Annotated in this window: 21 protein-coding genes and 1 pseudogene; 10 read left to right on the top strand and 12 right to left on the bottom strand. The window is 71.0% G+C overall.

Going from position 1 to position 19,462, the window contains the following annotated elements:
- Positions 1-5: 5 nt before the first annotated feature.
- A complete protein-coding gene (locus ACZ7L4_RS20950) occupies positions 6-497 on the bottom strand; it encodes a DUF2000 family protein (protein WP_472104522.1) in 492 nt (163 codons plus the stop codon).
- On the opposite strand from ACZ7L4_RS20950, the gene ACZ7L4_RS20945 reads away from it, so the two are divergent.
- The gene (locus tag ACZ7L4_RS20945; RefSeq protein WP_472104521.1) at positions 496-1,338 is read left to right on the top strand and encodes a helix-turn-helix domain-containing protein; all 843 of its coding nucleotides are present in this window, start codon (positions 496-498) and stop codon (positions 1,336-1,338) included. The two genes, ACZ7L4_RS20950 and ACZ7L4_RS20945, sit on opposite strands and share 2 nt — an antisense overlap.
- Before the next feature lie 31 nt (positions 1,339-1,369).
- On the opposite strand, the gene ACZ7L4_RS20940 is transcribed toward ACZ7L4_RS20945, so the two are convergent.
- Complete coding sequence (locus tag ACZ7L4_RS20940) at positions 1,370-2,797, bottom strand: MFS transporter (RefSeq protein ID WP_472104519.1); 1,428 nt, start codon at positions 2,795-2,797, stop codon at positions 1,370-1,372.
- Between the two features lie 242 nt (positions 2,798-3,039).
- Here ACZ7L4_RS20940 and ACZ7L4_RS20935 point away from each other — a divergent pair, with 242 nt between their 5' ends.
- Positions 3,040-3,882: a helix-turn-helix domain-containing protein gene (locus ACZ7L4_RS20935; protein WP_472104517.1), complete on the top strand. Its 843-nt coding sequence runs from the start codon at positions 3,040-3,042 to the stop codon at positions 3,880-3,882.
- Between the two features lie 68 nt (positions 3,883-3,950).
- On the opposite strand, the gene ACZ7L4_RS20930 is transcribed toward ACZ7L4_RS20935, so the two are convergent.
- The gene (locus tag ACZ7L4_RS20930) at positions 3,951-5,273 is read right to left on the bottom strand and encodes an acetyl-CoA C-acetyltransferase (protein WP_472104515.1); all 1,323 of its coding nucleotides are present in this window, start codon (positions 5,271-5,273) and stop codon (positions 3,951-3,953) included.
- Positions 5,274-5,361: 88 nt separating this feature from the next.
- Between ACZ7L4_RS20930 and ACZ7L4_RS20925 the strand changes: the two genes are divergently transcribed.
- Together ACZ7L4_RS20925 and ACZ7L4_RS20920 are read left to right on the top strand one after the other, a co-directional pair.
- Positions 5,362-6,696: a 3-oxoacyl-ACP reductase gene (locus ACZ7L4_RS20925; protein ID WP_472104513.1), complete on the top strand. Its 1,335-nt coding sequence runs from the start codon at positions 5,362-5,364 to the stop codon at positions 6,694-6,696.
- A 293-nt stretch (positions 6,697-6,989) separates the two neighbouring features.
- The gene (locus tag ACZ7L4_RS20920; protein WP_472104511.1) at positions 6,990-7,868 is read left to right on the top strand and encodes a MaoC family dehydratase; all 879 of its coding nucleotides are present in this window, start codon (positions 6,990-6,992) and stop codon (positions 7,866-7,868) included.
- Here the strand turns inward: ACZ7L4_RS20920 and ACZ7L4_RS20915 are convergent.
- The 4 genes from ACZ7L4_RS20915 to ACZ7L4_RS20900 all read right to left on the bottom strand — a co-directional run bounded on the left by ACZ7L4_RS20915 (position 7,865) and on the right by ACZ7L4_RS20900 (position 11,324).
- Entirely contained in the window at positions 7,865-8,479 is a 615-nt protein-coding gene (locus ACZ7L4_RS20915) for a TetR/AcrR family transcriptional regulator (protein ID WP_472105622.1), read from the bottom strand. The genes ACZ7L4_RS20920 and ACZ7L4_RS20915 overlap by 4 nt on opposite strands.
- A 167-nt stretch (positions 8,480-8,646) precedes the next feature.
- Positions 8,647-9,966, bottom strand: coding sequence for a dicarboxylate/amino acid:cation symporter (locus ACZ7L4_RS20910; RefSeq protein WP_450817249.1), 1,320 nt, complete (start codon positions 9,964-9,966; stop codon positions 8,647-8,649).
- A gap of 368 nt (positions 9,967-10,334) precedes the next feature.
- The gene (locus tag ACZ7L4_RS20905) at positions 10,335-10,631 is read right to left on the bottom strand and encodes a DUF4229 domain-containing protein (protein ID WP_472104509.1); all 297 of its coding nucleotides are present in this window, start codon (positions 10,629-10,631) and stop codon (positions 10,335-10,337) included.
- A 114-nt stretch (positions 10,632-10,745) separates the two neighbouring features.
- Entirely contained in the window at positions 10,746-11,324 is a 579-nt protein-coding gene (locus ACZ7L4_RS20900) for a DoxX family protein (RefSeq protein WP_472104507.1), read from the bottom strand.
- 160 nt (positions 11,325-11,484) lie between these two features.
- Between ACZ7L4_RS20900 and ACZ7L4_RS20895 the strand changes: the two genes are divergently transcribed.
- Positions 11,485-12,024: a GNAT family N-acetyltransferase gene (locus tag ACZ7L4_RS20895; protein ID WP_472104505.1), complete on the top strand. Its 540-nt coding sequence runs from the start codon at positions 11,485-11,487 to the stop codon at positions 12,022-12,024.
- 57 nt (positions 12,025-12,081) lie between these two features.
- Here ACZ7L4_RS20895 and mqnE read toward each other — a convergent pair whose 3' ends face one another.
- Both mqnE and ACZ7L4_RS20885 read right to left on the bottom strand, forming a co-directional pair.
- Entirely contained in the window at positions 12,082-13,245 is a 1,164-nt protein-coding gene (gene mqnE / locus ACZ7L4_RS20890; protein WP_472104503.1) for an aminofutalosine synthase MqnE, read from the bottom strand.
- 45 nt (positions 13,246-13,290) lie between these two features.
- Positions 13,291-13,746 (bottom strand): Lrp/AsnC family transcriptional regulator, encoded by a 456-nt coding sequence (locus ACZ7L4_RS20885; RefSeq protein WP_450817254.1) that lies wholly within the window; start codon positions 13,744-13,746, stop codon positions 13,291-13,293.
- Between the two features lie 148 nt (positions 13,747-13,894).
- On the opposite strand from ACZ7L4_RS20885, the gene ACZ7L4_RS20880 reads away from it, so the two are divergent.
- A complete protein-coding gene (locus tag ACZ7L4_RS20880) occupies positions 13,895-14,029 on the top strand; it encodes a hypothetical protein (RefSeq protein WP_399237854.1) in 135 nt (44 codons plus the stop codon).
- An 11-nt stretch (positions 14,030-14,040) separates the two neighbouring features.
- Here ACZ7L4_RS20880 and ACZ7L4_RS20875 read toward each other — a convergent pair whose 3' ends face one another.
- On the bottom strand, positions 14,041-14,724 hold the full coding sequence (locus tag ACZ7L4_RS20875) for a UbiX family flavin prenyltransferase (protein ID WP_472104501.1): 684 nt from the start codon (positions 14,722-14,724) through the stop codon (positions 14,041-14,043).
- A gap of 174 nt (positions 14,725-14,898) precedes the next feature.
- On the opposite strand from ACZ7L4_RS20875, the gene ACZ7L4_RS20870 reads away from it, so the two are divergent.
- On the top strand, positions 14,899-15,426 hold the full coding sequence (locus ACZ7L4_RS20870) for a rhomboid family intramembrane serine protease (RefSeq protein ID WP_472105620.1): 528 nt from the start codon (positions 14,899-14,901) through the stop codon (positions 15,424-15,426).
- Positions 15,427-15,456: 30 nt separating this feature from the next.
- Here the strand turns inward: ACZ7L4_RS20870 and mqnP are convergent, their stop codons facing one another.
- Together mqnP and ACZ7L4_RS20860 are read right to left on the bottom strand one after the other, a co-directional pair.
- Positions 15,457-16,362 carry a menaquinone biosynthesis prenyltransferase MqnP gene (gene mqnP / locus ACZ7L4_RS20865; RefSeq protein WP_472104499.1) on the bottom strand — a complete coding sequence of 302 codons (906 nt, stop codon included), beginning with the start codon at positions 16,360-16,362 and terminating at the stop codon, positions 15,457-15,459.
- On the bottom strand, positions 16,362-17,819 hold the full coding sequence (locus ACZ7L4_RS20860; protein WP_472104497.1) for a menaquinone biosynthesis decarboxylase: 1,458 nt from the start codon (positions 17,817-17,819) through the stop codon (positions 16,362-16,364). The genes mqnP and ACZ7L4_RS20860 overlap by 1 nt, the downstream gene beginning before the upstream one ends.
- Before the next feature lie 87 nt (positions 17,820-17,906).
- Here ACZ7L4_RS20860 and ACZ7L4_RS20855 point away from each other — a divergent pair.
- The 3 genes and pseudogenes from ACZ7L4_RS20855 to ACZ7L4_RS20845 all read left to right on the top strand — a co-directional run.
- Positions 17,907-18,185 (top strand): annotated as a pseudogene (locus tag ACZ7L4_RS20855) (PLD nuclease N-terminal domain-containing protein); the annotation flags it as partial.
- An 8-nt stretch (positions 18,186-18,193) separates the two neighbouring features.
- Positions 18,194-18,652 carry a nucleoside deaminase gene (locus tag ACZ7L4_RS20850; protein WP_472105618.1) on the top strand — a complete coding sequence of 153 codons (459 nt, stop codon included), beginning with the start codon at positions 18,194-18,196 and terminating at the stop codon, positions 18,650-18,652.
- Positions 18,653-18,841: 189 nt separating this feature from the next.
- Positions 18,842-19,435 carry a TetR/AcrR family transcriptional regulator gene (locus tag ACZ7L4_RS20845; protein ID WP_472104495.1) on the top strand — a complete coding sequence of 198 codons (594 nt, stop codon included), beginning with the start codon at positions 18,842-18,844 and terminating at the stop codon, positions 19,433-19,435.
- The last annotated feature ends 27 nt before the right edge of the window (positions 19,436-19,462 follow it).

The following is a 19,462-nucleotide window of genomic DNA, read 5'->3' as shown; positions in this document are numbered from 1 at the left end:
AACCCTCACCGGTGCATACGCGCGCCCTTCAGCACCTTGTCCACCGCGTTCTTCGGCCCGTGCACCGCGAGGCCCACCAGATCCAACTCGGCCGTGGTGACGGCTCGTACCGCCGCCCTGTTGTCGGTGTCGTTGCCGGTGGTGAAGAGGTCGGACGTGAAGACGGCGCGGGGCACGGCGCGGCGCAGGGCGCGTTCGTGGGCGGTCTTCAGGAGGGCCTTGTCGCCCTCGAAGACCAGCACCGGCTGGCGGAGCATCGGCAGGTACGGGGTGCCGTCCGCGTCCTCGTAGGGCTCGCCGATCACCTCGGGCAGCTCGGTGCCGAGGCCGCTGACCAGGAAGGCCGTCACGTTCAGGCGCTGCCAGGTCTCCAGGTCGTCCCGGAGCAGGACGGCGATCTTGGTGTCGAAGCGGACGGGGGCCGGGGCGGGGGTCTCGGTGCTCATGCCTTGAGACTGCCGTCCGCCCCCGCGCCCGGTCTTGTACGTTTTTTGCATGCCCAGCGGCAGTGACAGCGAGCAGATCACCGCGTGGAAGCCCCGCGTACCGGGGGTCGCGGAGGTCTTCCACGCCCACTTCACGCGGCACGCCTATCCGATGCACGTCCACGACACCTGGACGCTGCTCATCGTCGACGAGGGCGCGGTCCGCTACGACCTGGAGCGGCACGAGCACGGGACGCCGCTCGGCACCGTCTCGCTGCTGCCGCCGCAGGTCCCGCACAACGGGCAGGCCGCGACGCCGGAGGGGTTCCGCAAGCGGGTGCTGTATCTGGACGCCGCCGGTGACGGGCCGCTCGACCCCTCGTTCATCGGGGCCGCCGCGGACAGCCCCGACCTGGTGGATCCGCTGCTGCGGCGGCGGATCGGGCAGCTGCACGCCGCGCTCGCGCAGCCCGGCGACGAGCTGGAGGCCGCGGCCCGGCTCGCGCTCGTCGGGGAGCGACTGCGGGAGCGGTTGCGTCCTGCGCTCGCCGAGGACCGCAGGCCCCCGCCGGACCGGCGGGTCGCGGCCTCGTTGCGGGAGCTGCTCGACGCGCGGGTGACCGAGGGCGTCGGGCTCAAGGAGGCCGCCTCCCTGGTGCACGCGCACCCGGCGCATCTGGTGCGGTCGTTCGGTGCCGCGTACGGGATCGCGCCGCATCAGTACGTGATGTCACGGCGGGTGGACCGGGCGCGGGGGTTGCTGCTCGGCGGGCGGGCACCGGTCGAGGTGGCGGAGGCGTGCGGGTTCTATGACCAGGCGCATTTGTCGCGGTGCTTCAAGCGGGTGGTGGGGGTTCCGCCGGGGCGCTATGCGCGCGGCGGTCGGCGTGATGGTGCGGTCCACCGGGGTTGACGTCTCGGGGCTCCGCCCCGGGCCCCGCGCCTCAATCGCCGGCGGGGCTTGATGGGGTCGCCTTGCGCAGCAAGGTTCCACTCAGGGCCGCTGTCGCCACCAGCAGCACCCCCGCCACCACCAGGCTCACCCGCATCCCGGTCAGGGAGAACGTTCCCTCGCCCTGGCCCGCCAGCAAGGTGCCGAACAGGGCCACCGCCAGGGCGCCGCCCGTTTGGCGGAGGGCGTTGAGGAGGCCGGAGGCCGTGCCCACGCGCGGGCCCGGGACCGCGTCCATCAGCATCGCCGTCACCGCGGGGATCGCGAAGGCGCCGCCGAGGCCCGTCGGGACGAGCAGCGTCAGGAGCAGCCACGTGGGCGTGTGCGCCGTCAGCGGGAGCAGCGCGAACATCGCGAGGGCAAGCACCAGTTGACCGATGACGACGACCGGGCGCCGACCGAAGCGTTCGGCGACGCGGGGCGAGATCAGGTTCGTGCCGGTGATCAGTACGGCCAGCGGGACGAAGACCAGGCCCGCCGCCGTCGCCGTCATGCCGCGCAGTTGCTGGAGGTACAGGCCGAGCAGGAACACCACCCCGTAGAAGCCGACGTTGATGGCGAAGCCGACCGCGAGGGACACCGAGACCGTGCGGTCGCGCAGCATGCTCAGCGGGACCATCGGGGCGCGGTGGCGCCGCTCCGTGACGTAGAAGGTGATGGCCGAGACGACCGCGACGGCCAGTGCCGCGAGGCCCGCGCCGCCGCCCTCGATGACCGCGAAGGTCAGGCCCGCCAGCGTGAGGACCGCGGTGATCTGGCCGGGAACGTCGAGGGGTGCCAGGCGGCGCGGGGACGGGGCGACTCTCGTCAGGAGGGCCAGGATCGCCGCGCCGACGGGCAGGTTCAGGAAGAACACCGCACGCCAGCCGACGTGTTCGGTGACTACGCCGCCGAGCACCGGGCCCGCCGCCATCGCCACCGAACCGCCGACCGTCCACAGGGCGATCGCCCGCGCCCGCCTCCGCGCGTCGTCGTACGCCTCCCGGATCAGCGCGAGCGACGCGGGCATCAGCACGGCGGCCGCCCCGCCCTGGACGACGCGCGCCGCGATCAGCGCACCGAGTCCGGGTGCGAGTGCGCAGGCCAGCGACGCGAGGGTGAACAGAGCCGTGCCGAGGACGTAGGCGCGGCGGGCGCCCGTGCGGTCGGAGAGGGCCCCGGCCGACAGCATCAGCCCCGCGAACATCAGCGTGTACGCGTCCGCCACCCACTGCAGCCCGGTCATCCCACCGTGCAGATCGTCCCGGATGCCCGGCAGCGCGATGTTCACGGCCGACACGTCGATGGTGATCACGGCGAAGCCGAGCAGCGCGGCGAGCAGGGCGGCGGTCCGGCCGCCGCGGCCGGGTGCGGCCGCCTCGGTGTCGAGTACGGGTCGCGTACGAGTACGGGTACGGGCTCTGGCGGCGACGGTGGTCACGCTGTCCTCCTGGGGCGGTGTTCGAAGTGCGGGTGGGCGGCAGGCACGGGCCGCGGCCCTGTGACATGCACTCCCTGGGCCCGGGCCCCTCGAAGGAAGGGCCCTTGCCTGCCGGCCACCCGCAGCGAGGACAACTCTGCGGCCGCGCTGCGAAAGGTGGCAGGCCGCGCTCCACCGGGGTGCCGCGTTCCTGGCCCTGACACGGCCCCCCACCGCACTCGACGACCGTGGACAATGCACGTATGGCTGAGACCACGGAACTGGGCCGCTACCTGCGGGCCCGCAGGGGGCAGGTGACACCGGCCGACGCGGGCCTGCCCGCGGGCACGGGCCTGCGGCGCACGCCCGGGCTGCGCCGCGAGGAGCTCGCGACGCTCGCCGGGGTGAGCGTCGACTACTACACACGCCTGGAGCGGGGCCGCGAGACCAACCCGTCCCCCGCCGTGATCGACGCCATCGCCCACGCGCTGCGGCTGCGCGGCGACGCCCACGAACGCCTCCACGACCTGGCCGAGATGGCCTCGGGCCGGCACACCGAGCCCCGCCCCACCACCGACGACACGGTCCGCGAGTCCGTGCTCCGGATGCTGGAGGCGCTGCGGCCGCTGCCCGCGTACGTGGTCAGCCGCTTCAACTACGTGCTCGCGGCGAACCCGGCGGGCCGCCGCCTGCTGCCCGGCCTGTGGGACCTGCCCGCCGAGCAGCGCAACATCACCCGCTACCTCTTCCTGCACCCCGTCGGGCGGGCCCTGTACGTGCCGTGGGAGGAGACGGTGACCGCGTCGGTCGCCCATCTGCGGGCCATCGGCGGCACGGAGGCGGACGACCCGAGGATGGCGGCGCTGGTCGGCGAACTCCTCCTGAAGTCACCGGACTTCGCGCGGATCTGGAACCGGTACGACGTGCACGAGCGCAGCGGCGGCACGAAGTCCTTCGACCATCCGAAGGTGGGCGCGATGACGCTCACCTTCGAGGTGATGCAGCTTGCCCGTACGGGTGGGCAGCGGATGGTCGTTTACCAGGCGCCTGCGGGGTCGGCGGACGAGGAAGCGGTGCTGAAGTTGGACCCGGCTTCCTCGCCCTGAACCGGGGGTGACGTCTCGGGGCTCTGCCCCGGACCCCGCTGCTCAATCGCCGCAGGGGCTTGAACAACTCAGGCGCGCTCCAGGATGGCCGTGACGCCCTGGCCGCCCGCCGCGCAGATCGAGATCAGGCCGCGGCCCGGGCCGCCGCGGTCCGCCAGCAGCTTCGCCAGGGTCGCGACGATCCGCGCCCCCGTCGCCGCGAACGGGTGACCGGTCGCGAGGGACGAACCCGCCACGTTCAACCGGTCCCGGTCGACCGGCGCGAGCCCCGCCTTCTCCCACGCCGCGAGCGTGGCCAGAACCTGCGAGGCGAACGCCTCGTGCACCTCGAACAGGTCGAAGTCCTCGACCCCGAGCCCGGCCCGCTCCAGCATCCGCGGCACGGCGTACGCGGGCGCCATCAGCAGCCCGTCGCCCTCGCCGCCCTTGACGTCACCGTCGACGAAGTCCACCGCCGCCGTCTCGTAAGCGGTCAGATACGCCAGCGGTTCGAGGCCCCGCGCGGCCGCCCACTCCTCGCTCGCGAGCAGCACCACCGCCGCGCCGTCCGTGAGCGGAGTCGAGTTCCCGGCGGTCATGGTCGGGTTCTCGCCCTTGACCCCGAACACCGGCTTCAGCGTGCCGAGTTTCTCGACCGTCGAGCCCGGCCGCAGGTTCTGGTCGCGCTCAAGCCCCCGGTACGGCACGACGAGTTCGTCCAGGAGGCCGCGCTCGTACGCCGCCGCCAGCCGCTGATGACTGGTGGCGGCCAGTTCGTCCTGGGCCTCGCGGGCGATGCCCCACGCGCGCGCGGTGACGGCCGCGTGCTCACCCATGGACAGGCGGGTGCGCGGCTCGGCGTTGCGGGGGATGTCGGGGATCAGATGGCCCGGCCTGACCTTGGCCAGCGCCTTGAGCCTGGCGCCCGCCGACTTGGCCCGCCGCGCCTCCAGGAGGATCTTGCGCAGCTCGTCGTTGACGCCGAGCGGGGCGTCGCTCGCGGTGTCGGAGCCGCCCGCGATCGCGCTCTCGGTCTGACCCAGCGCGATCTTGTTGGCGGCGGCGATCACGGCCTGCAGACCGGTGCCGCACGCCTGCTGGATGTCGTACGCGGGCGTGCGCGCGTCCAGCATCGAACCGAGGACGGTCTCGCGCGCGAGGTTGAAGTCGCGGCTGTGCTTGAGCACGGCGCCCGCCACGAACTCGCCGACGGCGCCCGGCTCGTGGAGCTTCGCCCGCCCGACGAGGCCGTCGAGCGCGGCGGTCAGCATGTCCTGGTTGGACGCGGTCGCGTACGGGCCGTCGGAGCGCGCGAACGGGATGCGGCTGCCGGCGACGACGGCGACGCGGCGCGGAGCGTTCCCTGCAACGGGAGCGGCGGGGGCAGCGGGGGCCTTCGGGGTTCGCGCCATGTTCGGCAGCTCCTGAGCTCTCGACAAGTACTGACCATTGAGTAACCTTACTCTCTAGTAAATTTACGACCGAGCTGGGAGCTGGACAATGGCCGACCGCTACCTGAACTTCACCGGCACGGCCCCGGGCCGGTTCCTGACCCGCCGCCTCGGCCTGCCACAGCCCGCACCGCTGCACCGCTTCAGCCCCGAACACCCGCGCCTCGACGGGCAGTTGCTGCACCTCACGGCGGGCGAGTCCGTCCACAGGGACGAGCTCGCCACGCTGCTGGCCGGCACCGGACTCGACGTCGCGTCCTCAGCTTCGTCCGCCGAGCGGCCCGCCGCCGCCGTCGTGGACGCCACCGCCGTGACCGGCCTCGACTCCCTCGCCGACGTGCACGCCGCGCTACACCCGGTCGTCCGCTCCCTCGCGCCCGGCGGGCGCGTGATCGTCCTCGGCGCGCCGCCGTCGCCCGAGGACCACCACCAGGCGGCCGTGCAGCAGGGCCTCGAAGGCTTCGTGCGCTCGCTCGGCAAGGAGATCGGGCGCGGCCGCACCGTGAACCTGGTGCGCGTCGCGGGCCCGGTGGCCGCCGCTGAGTCGACCCTGCGCTTCCTGCTGTCACCGAAGTCGGCGTACGTGAGCGGGCAGGTGATCCAAGTGGGCGCCACGGAAGGCGAGTTGACGCTCCCCGAGAACTGGGACCGGCCGCTCGCCGAGCGCACCGCGCTCGTCACCGGCGCCGCCCGCGGCATCGGCGAGGCCGTCGCCGAGACCCTCGTACGGGACGGGGCCGAGGTCGTCCTGCTCGACGTGCCGTCCGCCGAGGCCGACCTCGCGAAGGTGGCGGAGCGGCTCGGCGGGCGCGCGCTGCCGCTGGACATCACGGCCGACGACGCGGGTGAGCGGATCGCCGAGTTCACCGCCGACTCCGGCCTCGACGTCCTCGTGCACAACGCGGGCATCACGCGTGACCGGCGCCTCGCCAACATGCCCGCCGAGCGCTGGAGTTCGGTCCTGGACGTCAACCTCGCGAGCGTGCTGCGGACGACGGACTCGCTGCTCAAGGCGGGGGCCGTGCGGCGCGGCGGGTCGATCGTCGCCACCGCCTCCATCGCCGGGATCGCGGGCAACGCCGGGCAGACCAACTACGCGGCGAGCAAGGCGGGCATCGTCGGCCTCGTCCGGTCCCTGGCGCCGCGGGCCGCCGCGGAGCACGGGGTCACGGTGAACGCGGTGGCCCCCGGGTTCATCGAGACCAAGATGACGGCGGCCGTTCCGCTCTTCATCCGGGAGGCCGGGCGGCGCATGAACTCCCTCGCGCAGGGCGGGCTTCCGGTGGACGTGGCGGAGACGACGTCCTGGTTCGCGTCCCCGGGGTCGGGGGCGGTGAACGGGCAGGTGGTACGGGTGTGCGGGCAGTCCTTGCTCGGAGCGTAAGCCCTCCGGGCGCGGCGGGACGGGTGGGCGGGCCGACTGGTCCGCCCGACCGTCCGCCGGCCTCGGGGCTCCGCCCCGGACCCCGCGCCTCAATCGCCGGCGGGGCTTGGTCATGCCGACCGAGCCTTGATCATGCCGGTCGAGCCCGGATCATGCCGACCGAGCCTTGGGCAATCTGCCGCCTTGGGCGGCAGGGTGGGCAAGGCGGCCCCCGGTGCAGCGCACCCATCGCCACGGCCCCAGCCACGCCCCCGCAACACACCCGCACCGCACGCCCCTCCCCGAGGACCGCAATGACCCACACCGTCACCCTCGACGCCGCCCCCTCCCTGCTCCCCCTCATGCTCCGCGGCGCCGCGCTCTCCCCCCTCAAGCGGCCGCGGCACGACGCTCCGGTGCCCGACACGCGGCTCACCGTCCCCGGCCTCCGGATCACGCAGAGCCACCTCACCGCGTACGAACGCGCCTGCGGATTCGCCACCGAGCGGCCCGAGGTGCCCGTCACGTACCCGCACGTACTGGGATTCCCGCTGGCCATGCGGCTGATGTCGGAGCGCGCGTTCCCGCTGCCGCTGCTCGGCCTCGTCCACACGTCGATCGCCATCACGCAGCAGCGCGACCTGACCCCCACGGAGACGTTCGAACTGGCCGTCCACGTACGGGAGTTGCAGCCGCACCGCCGCGGCACCGAGGCCGTCGTCGTCACCGAACTGCACGCCGAGGGGACACCGGTGTGGCAGTCGACCAGCACGTATCTGGCACGGCACAGGACATCGACGTCGACGTCCGAGCCCGCCACCGAGCAGCCGCAGGAGGACACCCCCGCCCAAGCCGCCGAACCGCTCCCCGAACTCGCCCGCTGGCGCCTCGGCGACGACCTCGGCCGCCGCTACGCCGCCGCGTCCGGCGACCGCAACCCCATCCACCTGCACCCGCTGACGGCCCGCCTCTTCGGCTTCCCGCGCGCCATCGCGCACGGCATGTGGACGGTCGCCCGCTGCCTGGCGGAGCACAAGACGCACGGCCCCGTCCACGTACAGGCCCGCTTCAAGGCGCCGGTGCTGCTGCCGGGCGAGGTGGTGTACGCGGCGCAGGGCCCGGCCTTCGAACTGCGGGCCGCCAAGGGCGACCGGGTGCACCTCACCGGCGAGGTGCACGGGCTGACCGGCTAACGGGCCGACCAGCGCTCCCCGGCCATCAGGTTGCCGAGGCCGGACCACGCGAAGTTCATCATCGTCGTGGCGGCCTCCTTCGCGGACACGGACGCGTCGCCGTTCGCCCAGCCGGCCAGCGCCTCCGCCGCGCCGACCAGGGCCTGGGCGAGGCCCGCGACCTCCCGCTCGGCCAGCTCCGGATTGTCGTGCGCCTCGCGCGCGGCCTCCACGATCAGATGCGTCACGAACGCCACGATCTCCTCGCGCATCGCGACGACCTCGGCGACGAACGGATCGCCGCCGGAGCGGGCCTGGCTGTGCAGCACTGCCCAGCCGTCGGGACGCTCGGCGGTGTGCGCGAAGAAGGCGGTGAGGCCCTCCCAGAGCTGCCGGTCGGCGGCCACGTCCGTGCGTACGCCGGCCCGGATCGCCTCGACGAGCGCCGCCGCCTCACGCCGGATGCAGGCGCTGAACAGGTCTTCCTTCGAGTTCAGATACAGGTACACCAACGGCTTGGACACACCCGCCAGTTCGGCGATCTCGTCCATGGACGCGGCCCGGTACCCCCGCTTCCCGAACACCCGCACCGCGGCATCCATCATCTGCCGCTCCCGCTCGGCCCGCGGCATCCTCTTCTGCCGCACCTCGCCACCCACCCCAGCCACCTTTCCTCGCCCGCTCTCCACACATCAGCGTACGCAGTCCGCCCCACGCCACCGCTCCCCACCGCGAACGCACGACTCCCGCCCCCGGGGATCCGGAAGCGGGAGTCGTGTGCGGGACGAGCCGGGGGACGTCAGGCGGCGGCCGTCACGGCCACCTCCTGCGGCTCGTCCACCGGGGAGGACGTCGCACTGTTGTAGGCGTCGCGGTCGAGGATCTTCTCGCGGGCGGAGACGATCACCGGGACGAGGGCCTGGCCCGCGACGTTCGTCGCCGTCCTCATCATGTCCAGGATCGGGTCGATCGCGAGGAGCAGGCCGACGCCCTCCATCGGGAGGCCGAGCGTCGACAGGGTCAGCGTCAGCATGACCGTGGCGCCCGTCAGGCCGGCCGTGGCGGCGGAGCCGATCACCGAGACGAAGGCGATGAGCAGGTAGTCACCGACGTTGAGGTCGATGCCGAAGATCTGCGCGACGAAGATCGCGGCGATCGCCGGGTAGATCGAGGCGCAGCCGTCCATCTTGGTCGTCGAGCCGAACGGCACGGAGAAGGAGGCGTACTCCTTCGGGACGCCGAGGCGCTCGGTGACCCGCTGCGTCAGCGGCATGGTGCCGACGGAGGAGCGGGAGACGAAGGCCAGCTGGATCGCGGGCCAGGCGCCCTTGAAGAACTGCAGCGGGCTGAGCTTGGCGACCGTGGCGAGCAGGAGCGGGTAGACGCCGAAGAGGACCAGGGCGCAACCGACGTAGATGTCGGCGGTGAACGTCGCGTACTTGCTGATGAGGTTCCAGCCGTACGTGGCGATGGCGTTGCCGATGAGGCCGATGGTGCCGATCGGGGCGAGCTTGATGACCCACCACAGGGCCTTCTGGAGGAGTTCCAGGACGGACTCGGAGAGGGTGAGGATCGGCTGGGCCTTCTCGCCGACCTTCAGGATGGCGATGCCGGCGACGGCGGCCATGAAGACGATCTGCAGCACGTTCAGCTCGGTGAACGGCGTGATGATGTCCGTCGGGATGATGCCGGTGAGGAAGTCGATCCAGGAGCCGGCCTCTTCGGGCTTGGCGCCGTCCTTCGGGGTCAGTCCGGTGCCGGCGCCCGGGTTGGTGAGCAGCCCGATGGCGAGGCCGATGACGACCGCGATCAGCGACGTGACCATGAACCAGATCAGCGTGCGCGAGGCGAGCCGGGCGGCGTTGTTGACCTTGCGGAGGTTGGTGATCGACACCAGGATCGCGAAGAAGACGAGCGGGGCGACGGCCAGCTTCAGGAGCTGGATGAAGGTGTCGCCGACCTTCTGCAGGGTGGTGACGAGCCAGGATATGTCCTGGCTGCGGGCCAGCCAGCCGAGCAGCACACCCAGGACGAGGCCGCCGAGGATCTGCGCCCAGAACGGGATCTTGGGTATGCGGAAGCCGGACTTCTGTTCGGCTGCGGGGGTGTTCGCGGACACGGAGGCACTCCAGTGATGACGCGCGGGGTTTCGGGGCAACGTGCGGGAGCGGCCACCGCTGGATCCTCGGATCCGGTCAACGGCGCCGCTGCAGTACTTCGGAATTTCGCGATCAGACGCGACACGCCGCGGACATGCAGCGGCAGAGATCGACATGCAGGCGCTCCACGAGCGGGACGCTCATGGCCTTCTGGTGCGCTGCTGATGTCTTCATGACAGGAACGTTAACACTGCACCTTTGAGTACATCAAAGGGCTTCTTTGGGGAAGACGAGGCACGCGTACGCCCCCAAAGCGGGATTTACCTTGAAAACGCAGGCGACCCCGGCACCAGATCCGGTACCGGGGTCGTGCGAGGTGTGAGGAAGCTTACGAGGCCGACTGCGTGCGGGCGGCGTCGTCCGCCTCGTCCTCCATGGTGCGGTTGGCCGTCATGTTCGCCTTGGCGCGGTCCACGCGGGCGACGACCTTCTCGGAGGCGCGGTCGCGCTCACCGCGCAGCACGATGTAGCTGATGGGGGCGGAGATCACGAGGCCGAGCAGTGCGATCCAGAGCCAGTAGGAGCCGCCGATGCCAGCGGGCACGATGCCGGTGGCGACGAGACCCCAGACGACGAGGAAGCAGCCCACGAAGATTCCGAGCCGCATCAGCGTGTAGCGGAGCATGTCAATCCACTCTTCCGTTCCGAAATGGTGCCCTTACAGGACGAGCGCCCCTCCAGTGAAGCACGGGGAGGGGCGTCCGATTTCGGCGGGGGTTCGTGGAGCCGAGTCCCGGTGTCAGACCAGCCAGCGGTTCTTGCGGACGGCGGGCAGCTGGGCCCACACCCCGCCGAGGCCGTAGTAGCGGCCGGCGCCGGTCGCCGCGGTGACGATCAGGACGAGGGCGATCATCCAGTGGTCGTCCATGAACGGGTTGCTGTCGGGCCACAGGGTGACGAGCCACATGAAGGCCATCATCAGCGTGCCGGCGGCGGCCGCGATCCGCATGCCGATGCCGAGGACCATGGCGAGGCCGACGCCGAGCAGGCCGAGCATGAAGACCAGGTCGAGCCACCAGGCGCCGGCCACGGCGTCAAACATGTGGGCGAAGGGCCCGGTCGTGCCGTGCAGCAGGAAGCCCTCGGTGGGGCTGCCGCCGTTGAGCCAGCTTCCGCCGGAGGGCGTCGCCCTGCCGAGGCCGAAGGTCTTGTCGAGGAAGGCCCACAGGAAGTAGAAGCCGACGAGCACGCGGGACGCGGCGAGGACCTTGCGGGCGGCGGGCGCGCGGACGAGCACGTCGTCCTGGCTGCCGGCGTCGCGGCGCGGGGCGCCCGTGGCGCCGTGTCGGGCGGGACTGTCCGATGCGTGGAGAGCCATGGCCGTTGCCTTCTTCCTTGGGCACCCTGCGGTGCGATCCGCTCGTGAATACATTCACAAGCTACGCCCGGTGCTTAGCCCGCCCCTACGGCCGAAGGTCCCGATCCCGGCATACGAACGTCCCGACCTCACCGGGAATCCCGTGGTTACGCTCGCTCACATGTCCCTCCGCTTCACCCTCGACCCCGCGGTCGACCCCGCCCTGCGCGACGGGCTCCTCGCGCTGTGGTCCGATGTCACGAACGCGGGCGGCGCGGTCGGCTTCGTGCCGCCGGTCACGCCCGACGACATACGCCCCGAACTGGTCAAGCGCCTCGCCGATCTCGCGGAGGGCCGGACCCGGCTGCTCGTGGGCCACGACGAGGACGGGGAGATCGCGGCGTCGGCCTTCCTCGCGTACAACCAGCACCGGCTGATGAAGCACCATCTGTGGCTCTACACGGTGATGGTCCATCCGCGGCACCAGGGCAAGGGCTACGGCCGCGCTTTGATGTCGGCGGCCGCCGACGCGGCCCGCACCTTCGAGGGCATCGAGGCCATCCGCCTCACGTGCCGCGGCGGCACGGGCGCGGACGCCTTCTACGCGGCCTGCGACTACAAGGAGGTCGGCCGCGTCCCCGGCGCGATCCGCGTCTCCCCGGGCGACGACCGCGACGACGTCCACATGATGCTGCCCATTGGAAGCCCCGCCGGCGATTGAGGCGCGGGGCCCGGGGCAGAGCCCCGCGACCCAGGCAACCGCCTACCGCAACAGAACTCAGACCCGCATCGGCTGCGGCTCATCCCGCCGCCCCGGGTCGGCCCCGTCATACTCACGGATGATCTCGTACCGCGTATTCCGCTCCACCGGCCGGAACCCCGCGTCACGAATGAGGTCGAGCAGATCCTCACGCGTCATCTTGTTCGGCGTCCCGTAGTTGTCCGCGTCATGCGTGATCTTGTACTCGACGACCGAGCCGTCCATGTCGTCCGCCCCGTGCTGCAGCGCGAGCTGCGTGGTCTGCAGGCCGTGCATGACCCAGAAGCACTTCACGTGCGGCACGTTGTCGAACAGGAGGCGGGACACGGCGAAGGTCTTCAGCGCCTCCGCGCCCGTTGCCATCGTCGTCCGCGCCTGCAGCTTGTTGCGGACCTTGCCGTCCTGCATGTCGACGAAGTCGTGCTGGTAGCGCAGCGGGATGAAGACCTGGAAGCCGTTGGTCTCGTCCTGCAGTTCGCGCAGGCGCAGCACGTGGTCGACGCGGTGCCGGGGCTCCTCGATGTGCCCGTACAGCATGGTGGAGGGCGTCTTGAGGCCCTTCTCGTGTGCGAGCCGGTGGATCCGCGACCAGTCCTCCCAGTGGGTGTCGTGGTCGACGATGTGCTGGCGGATCTCCCAGTCGAAGATCTCGGCGCCGCCGCCGGTGAGGGACTCGAGGCCGGCCTCGATCAGCTCGTCGAGGATCTCGCTCGCGCCCATCCCGGAGATCTTCTCGAAGTGGTGGATCTCGGTGGCGGTGAAGGCCTTGAGCCCGACGTTCGGCAGGGCCTCCTTGAGGGCCTTGAGCGAGCGCGGGTAGTAGCGCCACGGGAGGTTCGGGTGCAGCCCGTTGACGATATGGAGTTCGGTGAGGTTCTCCGACTCCATCTCCTTGGCGAGCTTGACGGCCTCCTCGATGCGCATCGTGTAGGCGTCCTTCTCGCCGGGCTTGCGCTGGAAGGAGCAGTAGGCGCACGACGCGGTGCACACGTTCGTCATGTTCAGATGACGGTTGACGTTGAAGTGCACGACGTCGCCGTTCTTGCGCGTGCGCACCTCGTGGGCGAGGCCGCCGAGCCAGGCCAGGTCGTCCGACTCGTAGAGCGCGATGCCGTCCTCGCGGGACAGCCGCTCACCGTCCCTGACCTTCTGCTCCAGCTCGCGCTTGAGCCCTGCGTCCATGCCCGTACCTCTCCTCGCTCAAAGACCGGTCCCAACCGTACGCCGTCACACTTCCTCGGGAAGTTCCCCCACCCGGTTCTCCCACTTGGTGGAGAGAATGATGGTGGTGCGCGTGCGGGACACGCCCTTCGTGCCGCTGAGGCGGCGGATCGTGCGCTCCAGGCTGTCGACGTCGCCCGCGCGGACCTTGAGCATGTACGAGTCGTCGCCCGCGATGAACCAGCAGTCCTCGATCTCGTGCAGGTCGCGCAGGCGGGCCGCCACGTCCTCGTGGTCGGCCGCGTCGGAGAGCGAGATGCCGATGAGGGCGGTGACACCGAGGCCGAGCGAGGCGGAGTCGACGGTGGCGCGGTAGCCGGTGATCACGCCGGCCGCCTCGAGGCGGTTGATGCGGTCCGTGACGCTGGGTCCGGACAGGCCGACGAGCCGGCCCAACTCCGCATACGAGGCGCGGCCGTTCTCGCGCAGGGCCTGGATGAGCTGCCTGTCCACGGCGTCCATAAGGTCCAATGCCTTTCATTATTCAGCGTTGACGCGAGCTTATGTGTACGATCGAAGGCGCGCTAGGGTTTATCCCCGCAAAATCTAAAGTCCATCCCTTGGATCAGCGAAGATCCATCGGATATCGAACCCCCAGGAGAGTGTCAGCGTGTTCACGATCGAGATGGCGTACGCCCGCATGCGCGAGATGCAGGCCGAGGCCATTCGTTCGCGTGCCGAGCAGCCCGCCCCCGCGCGCCGCGCGAAGGGCCGGCACGCCGCCCGCCCCGCCAAGAAGCGCTGAGCGGCGCCGGGTCACTCCGCATCACGGGAGCCTCCCCCGAGCTCTCCCTCCCAGCGGCGGTACAGCGTGTGCGGCACCCCCGCCGCGTCCAGCGTCCGCCCCGCGACGAAGTCCACCAGGTCCTGGATGTGCGTCGCCCCCGCGTAGAACGCCGGTGAGGCGGGCAGCACCACGGCGCCCGCCTCGTCGAGCGCGACCAGGTGCTTGAGCGTCTGCCCGTTCAGCGGCGTCTCGCGTACGGCGACGATCAGCGGCCGCCGCTCCTTGAGCGTCACACTCGCCGCGCGCTGCAGCAGGTCCTTCGAGAGCCCGAGCGCGACACCGGCCACGCATGCCGTCGAGGCGGGCACGATGATCATGCCCTTGACCGGGTACGAGCCGGAGGAGGGCCCGGCGGCGAGATCGCCCGCGGGCCAGTACCGCACGTCGTCGAGGCCGATCCCGCCGAACGTGTCCGGCTTGCCGTCGGCGCCGCGCGCCAGCCACTCCGCCAGGTCCTCGCGCCAGTGCGCGTCCCGCAGCGGGATCCCCGTCTCGTCGAGCAGCGTGAGCCGCGAGGCCCGCGAGACGACGAGGTCGACCGATTCGCCCGCCGCGAGCAGGGCCCGCAGCACGGAAGCGGCGTACGGGGTACCCGACGCTCCGGACACCCCGACGACCCAGGGCCTGCGGCTGCTTGCTTTGACGTGCTCCACACCACGAGCCTATCCGGCGGCCCGGCGGGGGAACTTGAGCAGGGGCGGCGAGCGTTCCTTCGATGACGGGCGGGGGGGGCTGGGATGACGTACGAGGACGGACCGGTCGGGTCGGGCCGGGCGGCGCCGCGGCGGCGGCCTGCGCGCGAGCGGGCGCCGGCGGCGGGCAAGGTGATGCTCGCCTGGGTGGCCCTGCTGTGGCTGCTCGAAGCGGTCGACATGGCGTCCGGCAACGCCCTGGACACCTTCGGCATCCAGCCGCGCGACCCGTCCGAACTGGTCGACGTGGTCCCGGCGTCCTTCATCCACTTCGGCTTCGCCCACGTCGCGGCGAACTCGATACCCCTGCTGGTCCTCGGCTTCGTCGCGGCGCTCGGCGGGCTGCGCCGCTTCTTCCTGGCCTGCGCCCTGATCGTCGTCGCGGACGGCCTCGGGGTGTGGCTGGTGGCCCCGGCCCATACGAACACGGCGGGCGCATCGGGGCTGATATTCGGCCTGTTCGCCTTCGTCGTCCTGTCCGGCTTCGTGGAGCGCCGCCCGCTCGGCATCGTCGTCGGCGTACTGATAGCCGCGTACTGGGGCACGTCGTTCCTGGCGGGCCTCTCCCCCACGAACGACGGGGTGAGCTGGCAGGGCCACCTGATCGGCCTCGCGGCGGGCGTGGCGGCGGCGTTCGTGTTCCGCCGCCGCCCGTCGGACTGATGCCCTGAGGGCTTGAGGGCCTGGCCTGTCCTAGACCGACAGTCCCCGCACCAGCAGGTCGAGCAGCGCGCACACGAAGAGGGCGATGCCGATGAAGCCGTTGACCTGGAAGAAGGCCCGGTTGAGGCGGGACAGGTCGTGGGGCTTCACGATCGTGTGCTCGTAGAGGAACGCGCCCGCGACGATCACGAGGCCGACCCAGAAGAAGGTGCCCGCGTCGGTGGCGAGGGCGTACCAGACGAACAGGGCGGTCGTGATCGTGTGGCAGGCGCGGGCGCCCCAGATCGCGCCGGGGATGCCGAAGCGCGCCGGGACCGACTTCACGCCGACCTCGCGGTCCGTCTCCACGTCCTGGCAGGCGTAGATCAGGTCGAAGCCGCCGATCCAGATGCCGACCGCGAGGCCGAGGATCACCGCGGTCCAGGACCACTCGCCCGTGATCGCGATCCACGCGCCGATCGGGCCCATCGCCTGGGCGAGGCCGAGGATCGCCTGCGGGAAGTTCGTGAACCGCTTGCCGTACGGGTAGACGACCATCGGGATCACCGCGATGGGCGCGAGCGCCAGGCAGAGCGGGTTCAGGAGCGCCGCCGCGCCGAGGAAGACGACGAGCGCGACCAGCGCGCCGGTCCACGCGGTCTTCACCGACATCGCGCCGGTGACGAGTTCGCGGTGGGCCGTGCGCGGATTGCGTGCGTCGATCTCCCGGTCGATGATCCGGTTCGCCGCCATCGCGAACGTACGCAGGCCGACCATCGCGACGGTGACCAGGAGCAGGCGCCCCCAGTGGATGTTCCCGTCCAGCTCGAACATGGCCGTCAGCGCGGCGATGTAGGCGAAGGGCAGCGCGAAGACCGAGTGCTCGATCATGACCAGGCGCAGAAACGCCCTGGTCCGTCCCGGCTGCTGCGGGATTGCTGCTGAAGCGCTGGTCACTAGAGTCCGTACTCCTTCCAACGGCGGTCCACCAGGGCCGCCGTACGGGGGTCGGAGACGACCATCTCGGGCCAGCCTCCGTCCCTCGTGTAGCCCTCCTCGGGCCACTTCTTCGTCGCGTCGATGCCCGCCTTGCCGCCCCAGAACTGCTGGTACGAGGCGTGGTCGAGGTGGTCGACCGGGCCTTCGGTGACCATCAGGTCGCGGGCGTAGTCCGTGTTGCCGAGGGCCCGCCACGAGACTTCATGAAGGTCGTGGACGTCGCAATCGGAGTCGACGACGACGATGAGCTTCGTCAGCGACATCATGTGCGCGCCCCAGATCGCGGACATGACCTTCTGGGCGTGCTTCGGGTACTTCTTGTCGATCGAGACGATCGCGCAGTTGTGGAAGCCGCCGGACTCCGGCAGGTGGTAGTCCACGATGTCCGGGACGATCACCTTGAGCAGCGGCAGGAAGAAGCGCTCCGTGGCGCGGCCCAGCGGACCGTCCTCCGTCGGCGGGCGCCCCACCACGATCGACTGGAGCAGCGGGCGCTTCCGCATCGTCACGCAGTCGATCTTCAGCGCGGGGAACGGCTCCTGCGGCGTGTAGAAACCGGTGTGGTCGCCGAACGGCCCCTCGGGGAGCATCTCGCCGGGCTCGAGCCAGCCCTCGATGACGACTTCCGCGTTGGCCGGGACCTGCAGCGGCACCGTCTTGCAGTCGACCATCTCGACGCGCTTGCCCTGGATGAACCCGGCCAGCATGTACTCGTCCATGTCGCCGGGCAGCGGGGCCGACGACGCGTACGTCACGGCGGGCGGACACCCGAAGGCGATCGCGACCGGGAGCTTCTCGCCCTTGCGGGCGGCCACCTGGTAGTGGTTCCGGCTGTCCTTGTGGATCTGCCAGTGCATGCCGATGGTGCGCTTGTCGTGGCGCTGGAGGCGGTAGAGCCCGAGGTTGCGGACGCCCGTCTCGGGGTCCTTGGTGTGGGTGAGCCCCAGGTTGAAGAAGGAGCCGCCGTCCTCGGGCCACGTGAACAGCGCGGGCAGCTTGTCGAGGTCGACGTCCTCGCCGTGCAGCACCACTTCCTGCACGGGCGCGTCGTCCGACTTCACCTTCTTCGGCGGTACGTGCGTCATCGCGCCGAGCTTGCCGAACGCCTCGCGGATGCCGACGAACCCGTGCGGCAGCTCCGGCTTGAGGAGGCCGCCGATCTTCTCGCTGATGTCGTCGTACGACTTGAGGCCGAGCGCCTTGAGCAGCCGGCGGTCGGTGCCGTACACGTTCATCGCGAGGGGCATCGACGAGCCCTTCACGTTCTCGAAGAGGAGCGCGGGGCCGCCGGCCTTGTTCACCCGGTCGACGATCTCACCGACCTCCAAGTACGGGTCGACCTCGGCCTTGATGCGCTTCAGGTCGCCCTCGCGGTCCAGAGCCCTGAGCAGGGAGCGAAGATCGTCGTAAGCCATGCGTTCCAGTATCCGGCAACCGTTACCCTGGCCCGGTCACCGGGGGCCCGATGGGCCCCGTTCCGCTCCGTGGGGGATCTCGACCCGATGCTGCGCTACTTGCCCTTTCTGCTGGTCCTGGCGCTCTGGATCTACACCTTCATCGACTGCCTGAACACCCCGGAGAAAGAGGTGCGCAAGCTGCCCAAGGTGGTCTGGGTCATCATCATCCTGCTGTTCGGCGAGGTGCTCCTCGGACCGATCGCCTGGCTGGCGGTGGGCAGGCCGCGGCGCGCCCCCGCGGGCGGCGGCGGCACACGGTTCGTCGCGCCCGACGACAATCCCGAGTTCCTGCGGTCCCTGAGGGACGACGACAAGAAGGACGAATGAGCACCATGGATCTCGACCTCGCCCGCACCTGGCTCGCCACCGCCGTGGCGGAGGCCAGGGCAGGGCTCGCCGAGGGCGGCATCCCGATCGGCGCCGCCCTCTACTCCGCCGACGGCGAGGTCCTCGGCCGCGGCCACAACCGGCGTGTACAGGACGCCGACCCGTCCGTGCACGGGGAGACCGACGCGTTCCGCAGGGCGGGCCGGCAGCGCACGTACCAGGGCACCACGATGGTGACCACGCTCAGCCCCTGCTGGTACTGCTCGGGCCTGGTGCGGCAGTTCGGCATCTCGCGGGTCGTCATCGGCGAGGCGCGCACCTTCCACGGCGGGCACGACTGGCTCGCCGAGCACGGCGTGGAGATCGTCCTGCTCGACGACCCCGAGTGCGCCGGCCTGATGGCGGACTTCATCGCGGCGAAGCCGGAGCTGTGGCACGAAGACATCGGGGACATCGGCGAGTGAGCCGGTGAGCTCGTAACCGGCGGCGCCGAGCGGACCCCCGTGCCGCTCGACGCCCCCGGGCCTGAGGTTCCCCCCTCGGGCCGTACGTGGAGTTCAGTGTGGCTCAGCACCTTACTGAACTGGAGTGAATTTCTAGAAATTCACTATAGAAACACAGCCCCGAAGCGGTGCCTTACGCTGGTCGTCGACATGAGCCCCAAACAACTGCGCGGCGCCGAGACCGTCGACCGACTGCTCGATGCCGCGCTGCGCGTGTACGCGGAATCGGGCGAACAGGGCGTCACCGTCAGCGCCCTGACGGGCACGAGCGGGGCCAGCCCGGGCAGCCTCTACCACCACTTCGGCAGCGTCGACGGACTGATGCGGGAGCTGCTGCTGCGCTGGCTCGGCCGGCTCCTCGGCGAACTCACCACCGCCCTGGGTCACTCGCGCACCCCGCACACCGGGATCCGCGCGATCGTCGAGGCGTACCTCGGCTTCATCGAGGAACACCCGGACGCCGCCCGCCTGTTGCACTCCTCCTACGCCGACCGGCTCACGATGGAGCACGCCCGGCAACTGCGCGACGCGCAGGAGGCCCGGCTCTCGCCGCTCACCGAGTGGATGCGGCGGCACGTGGAGTCCGGCGCCGTCGCCCCGCTGCCCGCCCCGCTCATCGAGGCGCTCGTCCTCGGCCCGGTCATCGCCGTCGCCCGCAGCTGGCTCGCCGGGGTGGGCGACATCGACCTCGCCGAGGCCGCGCGCACCCTGCCGGACCGGATCTGGCGCTCGCTGGCGCCCTGAACACGCCGAAGGCCGGCCCCGCCGCGC

It is taken from the genome of Streptomyces sp. NPDC107575 (genome assembly GCF_055657265.1).
The sequence above is the reverse complement of the archived record's forward strand: the minus strand, read 5'-3'. Positions and strand labels throughout refer to the sequence as shown.

What these genes read in the sequence shown, in the direction of transcription:
- ACZ7L4_RS20945 (WP_472104521.1), top strand. Translation starts at nt 496, where the DNA reads ATGCCCAGCGGCAGTGACAGCGAGCAGATCACCGCGTGGAAGCCCCGC.
- ACZ7L4_RS20950 (WP_472104522.1), bottom strand. Translation starts at nt 497, where the DNA reads ATGCAAAAAACGTACAAGACCGGGCGCGGGGGCGGACGGCAGTCTCAA.
- ACZ7L4_RS20935 (WP_472104517.1), top strand. Translation starts at nt 3,040, where the DNA reads ATGGCTGAGACCACGGAACTGGGCCGCTACCTGCGGGCCCGCAGGGGG.
- ACZ7L4_RS20930 (WP_472104515.1), bottom strand. Translation starts at nt 5,273, where the DNA reads ATGGCGCGAACCCCGAAGGCCCCCGCTGCCCCCGCCGCTCCCGTTGCA.
- ACZ7L4_RS20925 (WP_472104513.1), top strand. Translation starts at nt 5,362, where the DNA reads ATGGCCGACCGCTACCTGAACTTCACCGGCACGGCCCCGGGCCGGTTC.
- ACZ7L4_RS20920 (WP_472104511.1), top strand. Translation starts at nt 6,990, where the DNA reads ATGACCCACACCGTCACCCTCGACGCCGCCCCCTCCCTGCTCCCCCTC.
- ACZ7L4_RS20915 (WP_472105622.1), bottom strand. Translation starts at nt 8,479, where the DNA reads ATGCCGCGGGCCGAGCGGGAGCGGCAGATGATGGATGCCGCGGTGCGG.
- ACZ7L4_RS20905 (WP_472104509.1), bottom strand. Translation starts at nt 10,631, where the DNA reads ATGCTCCGCTACACGCTGATGCGGCTCGGAATCTTCGTGGGCTGCTTC.
- ACZ7L4_RS20900 (WP_472104507.1), bottom strand. Translation starts at nt 11,324, where the DNA reads ATGGCTCTCCACGCATCGGACAGTCCCGCCCGACACGGCGCCACGGGC.
- ACZ7L4_RS20895 (WP_472104505.1), top strand. Translation starts at nt 11,485, where the DNA reads ATGTCCCTCCGCTTCACCCTCGACCCCGCGGTCGACCCCGCCCTGCGC.
- mqnE (WP_472104503.1), bottom strand. Translation starts at nt 13,245, where the DNA reads ATGGACGCAGGGCTCAAGCGCGAGCTGGAGCAGAAGGTCAGGGACGGT.
- ACZ7L4_RS20885 (WP_450817254.1), bottom strand. Translation starts at nt 13,746, where the DNA reads ATGGACGCCGTGGACAGGCAGCTCATCCAGGCCCTGCGCGAGAACGGC.
- ACZ7L4_RS20870 (WP_472105620.1), top strand. Translation starts at nt 14,899, where the DNA reads ATGCTCGCCTGGGTGGCCCTGCTGTGGCTGCTCGAAGCGGTCGACATG.
- ACZ7L4_RS20860 (WP_472104497.1), bottom strand. Translation starts at nt 17,819, where the DNA reads ATGGCTTACGACGATCTTCGCTCCCTGCTCAGGGCTCTGGACCGCGAG.
- ACZ7L4_RS20850 (WP_472105618.1), top strand. Translation starts at nt 18,194, where the DNA reads ATGGATCTCGACCTCGCCCGCACCTGGCTCGCCACCGCCGTGGCGGAG.
- ACZ7L4_RS20845 (WP_472104495.1), top strand. Translation starts at nt 18,842, where the DNA reads ATGAGCCCCAAACAACTGCGCGGCGCCGAGACCGTCGACCGACTGCTC.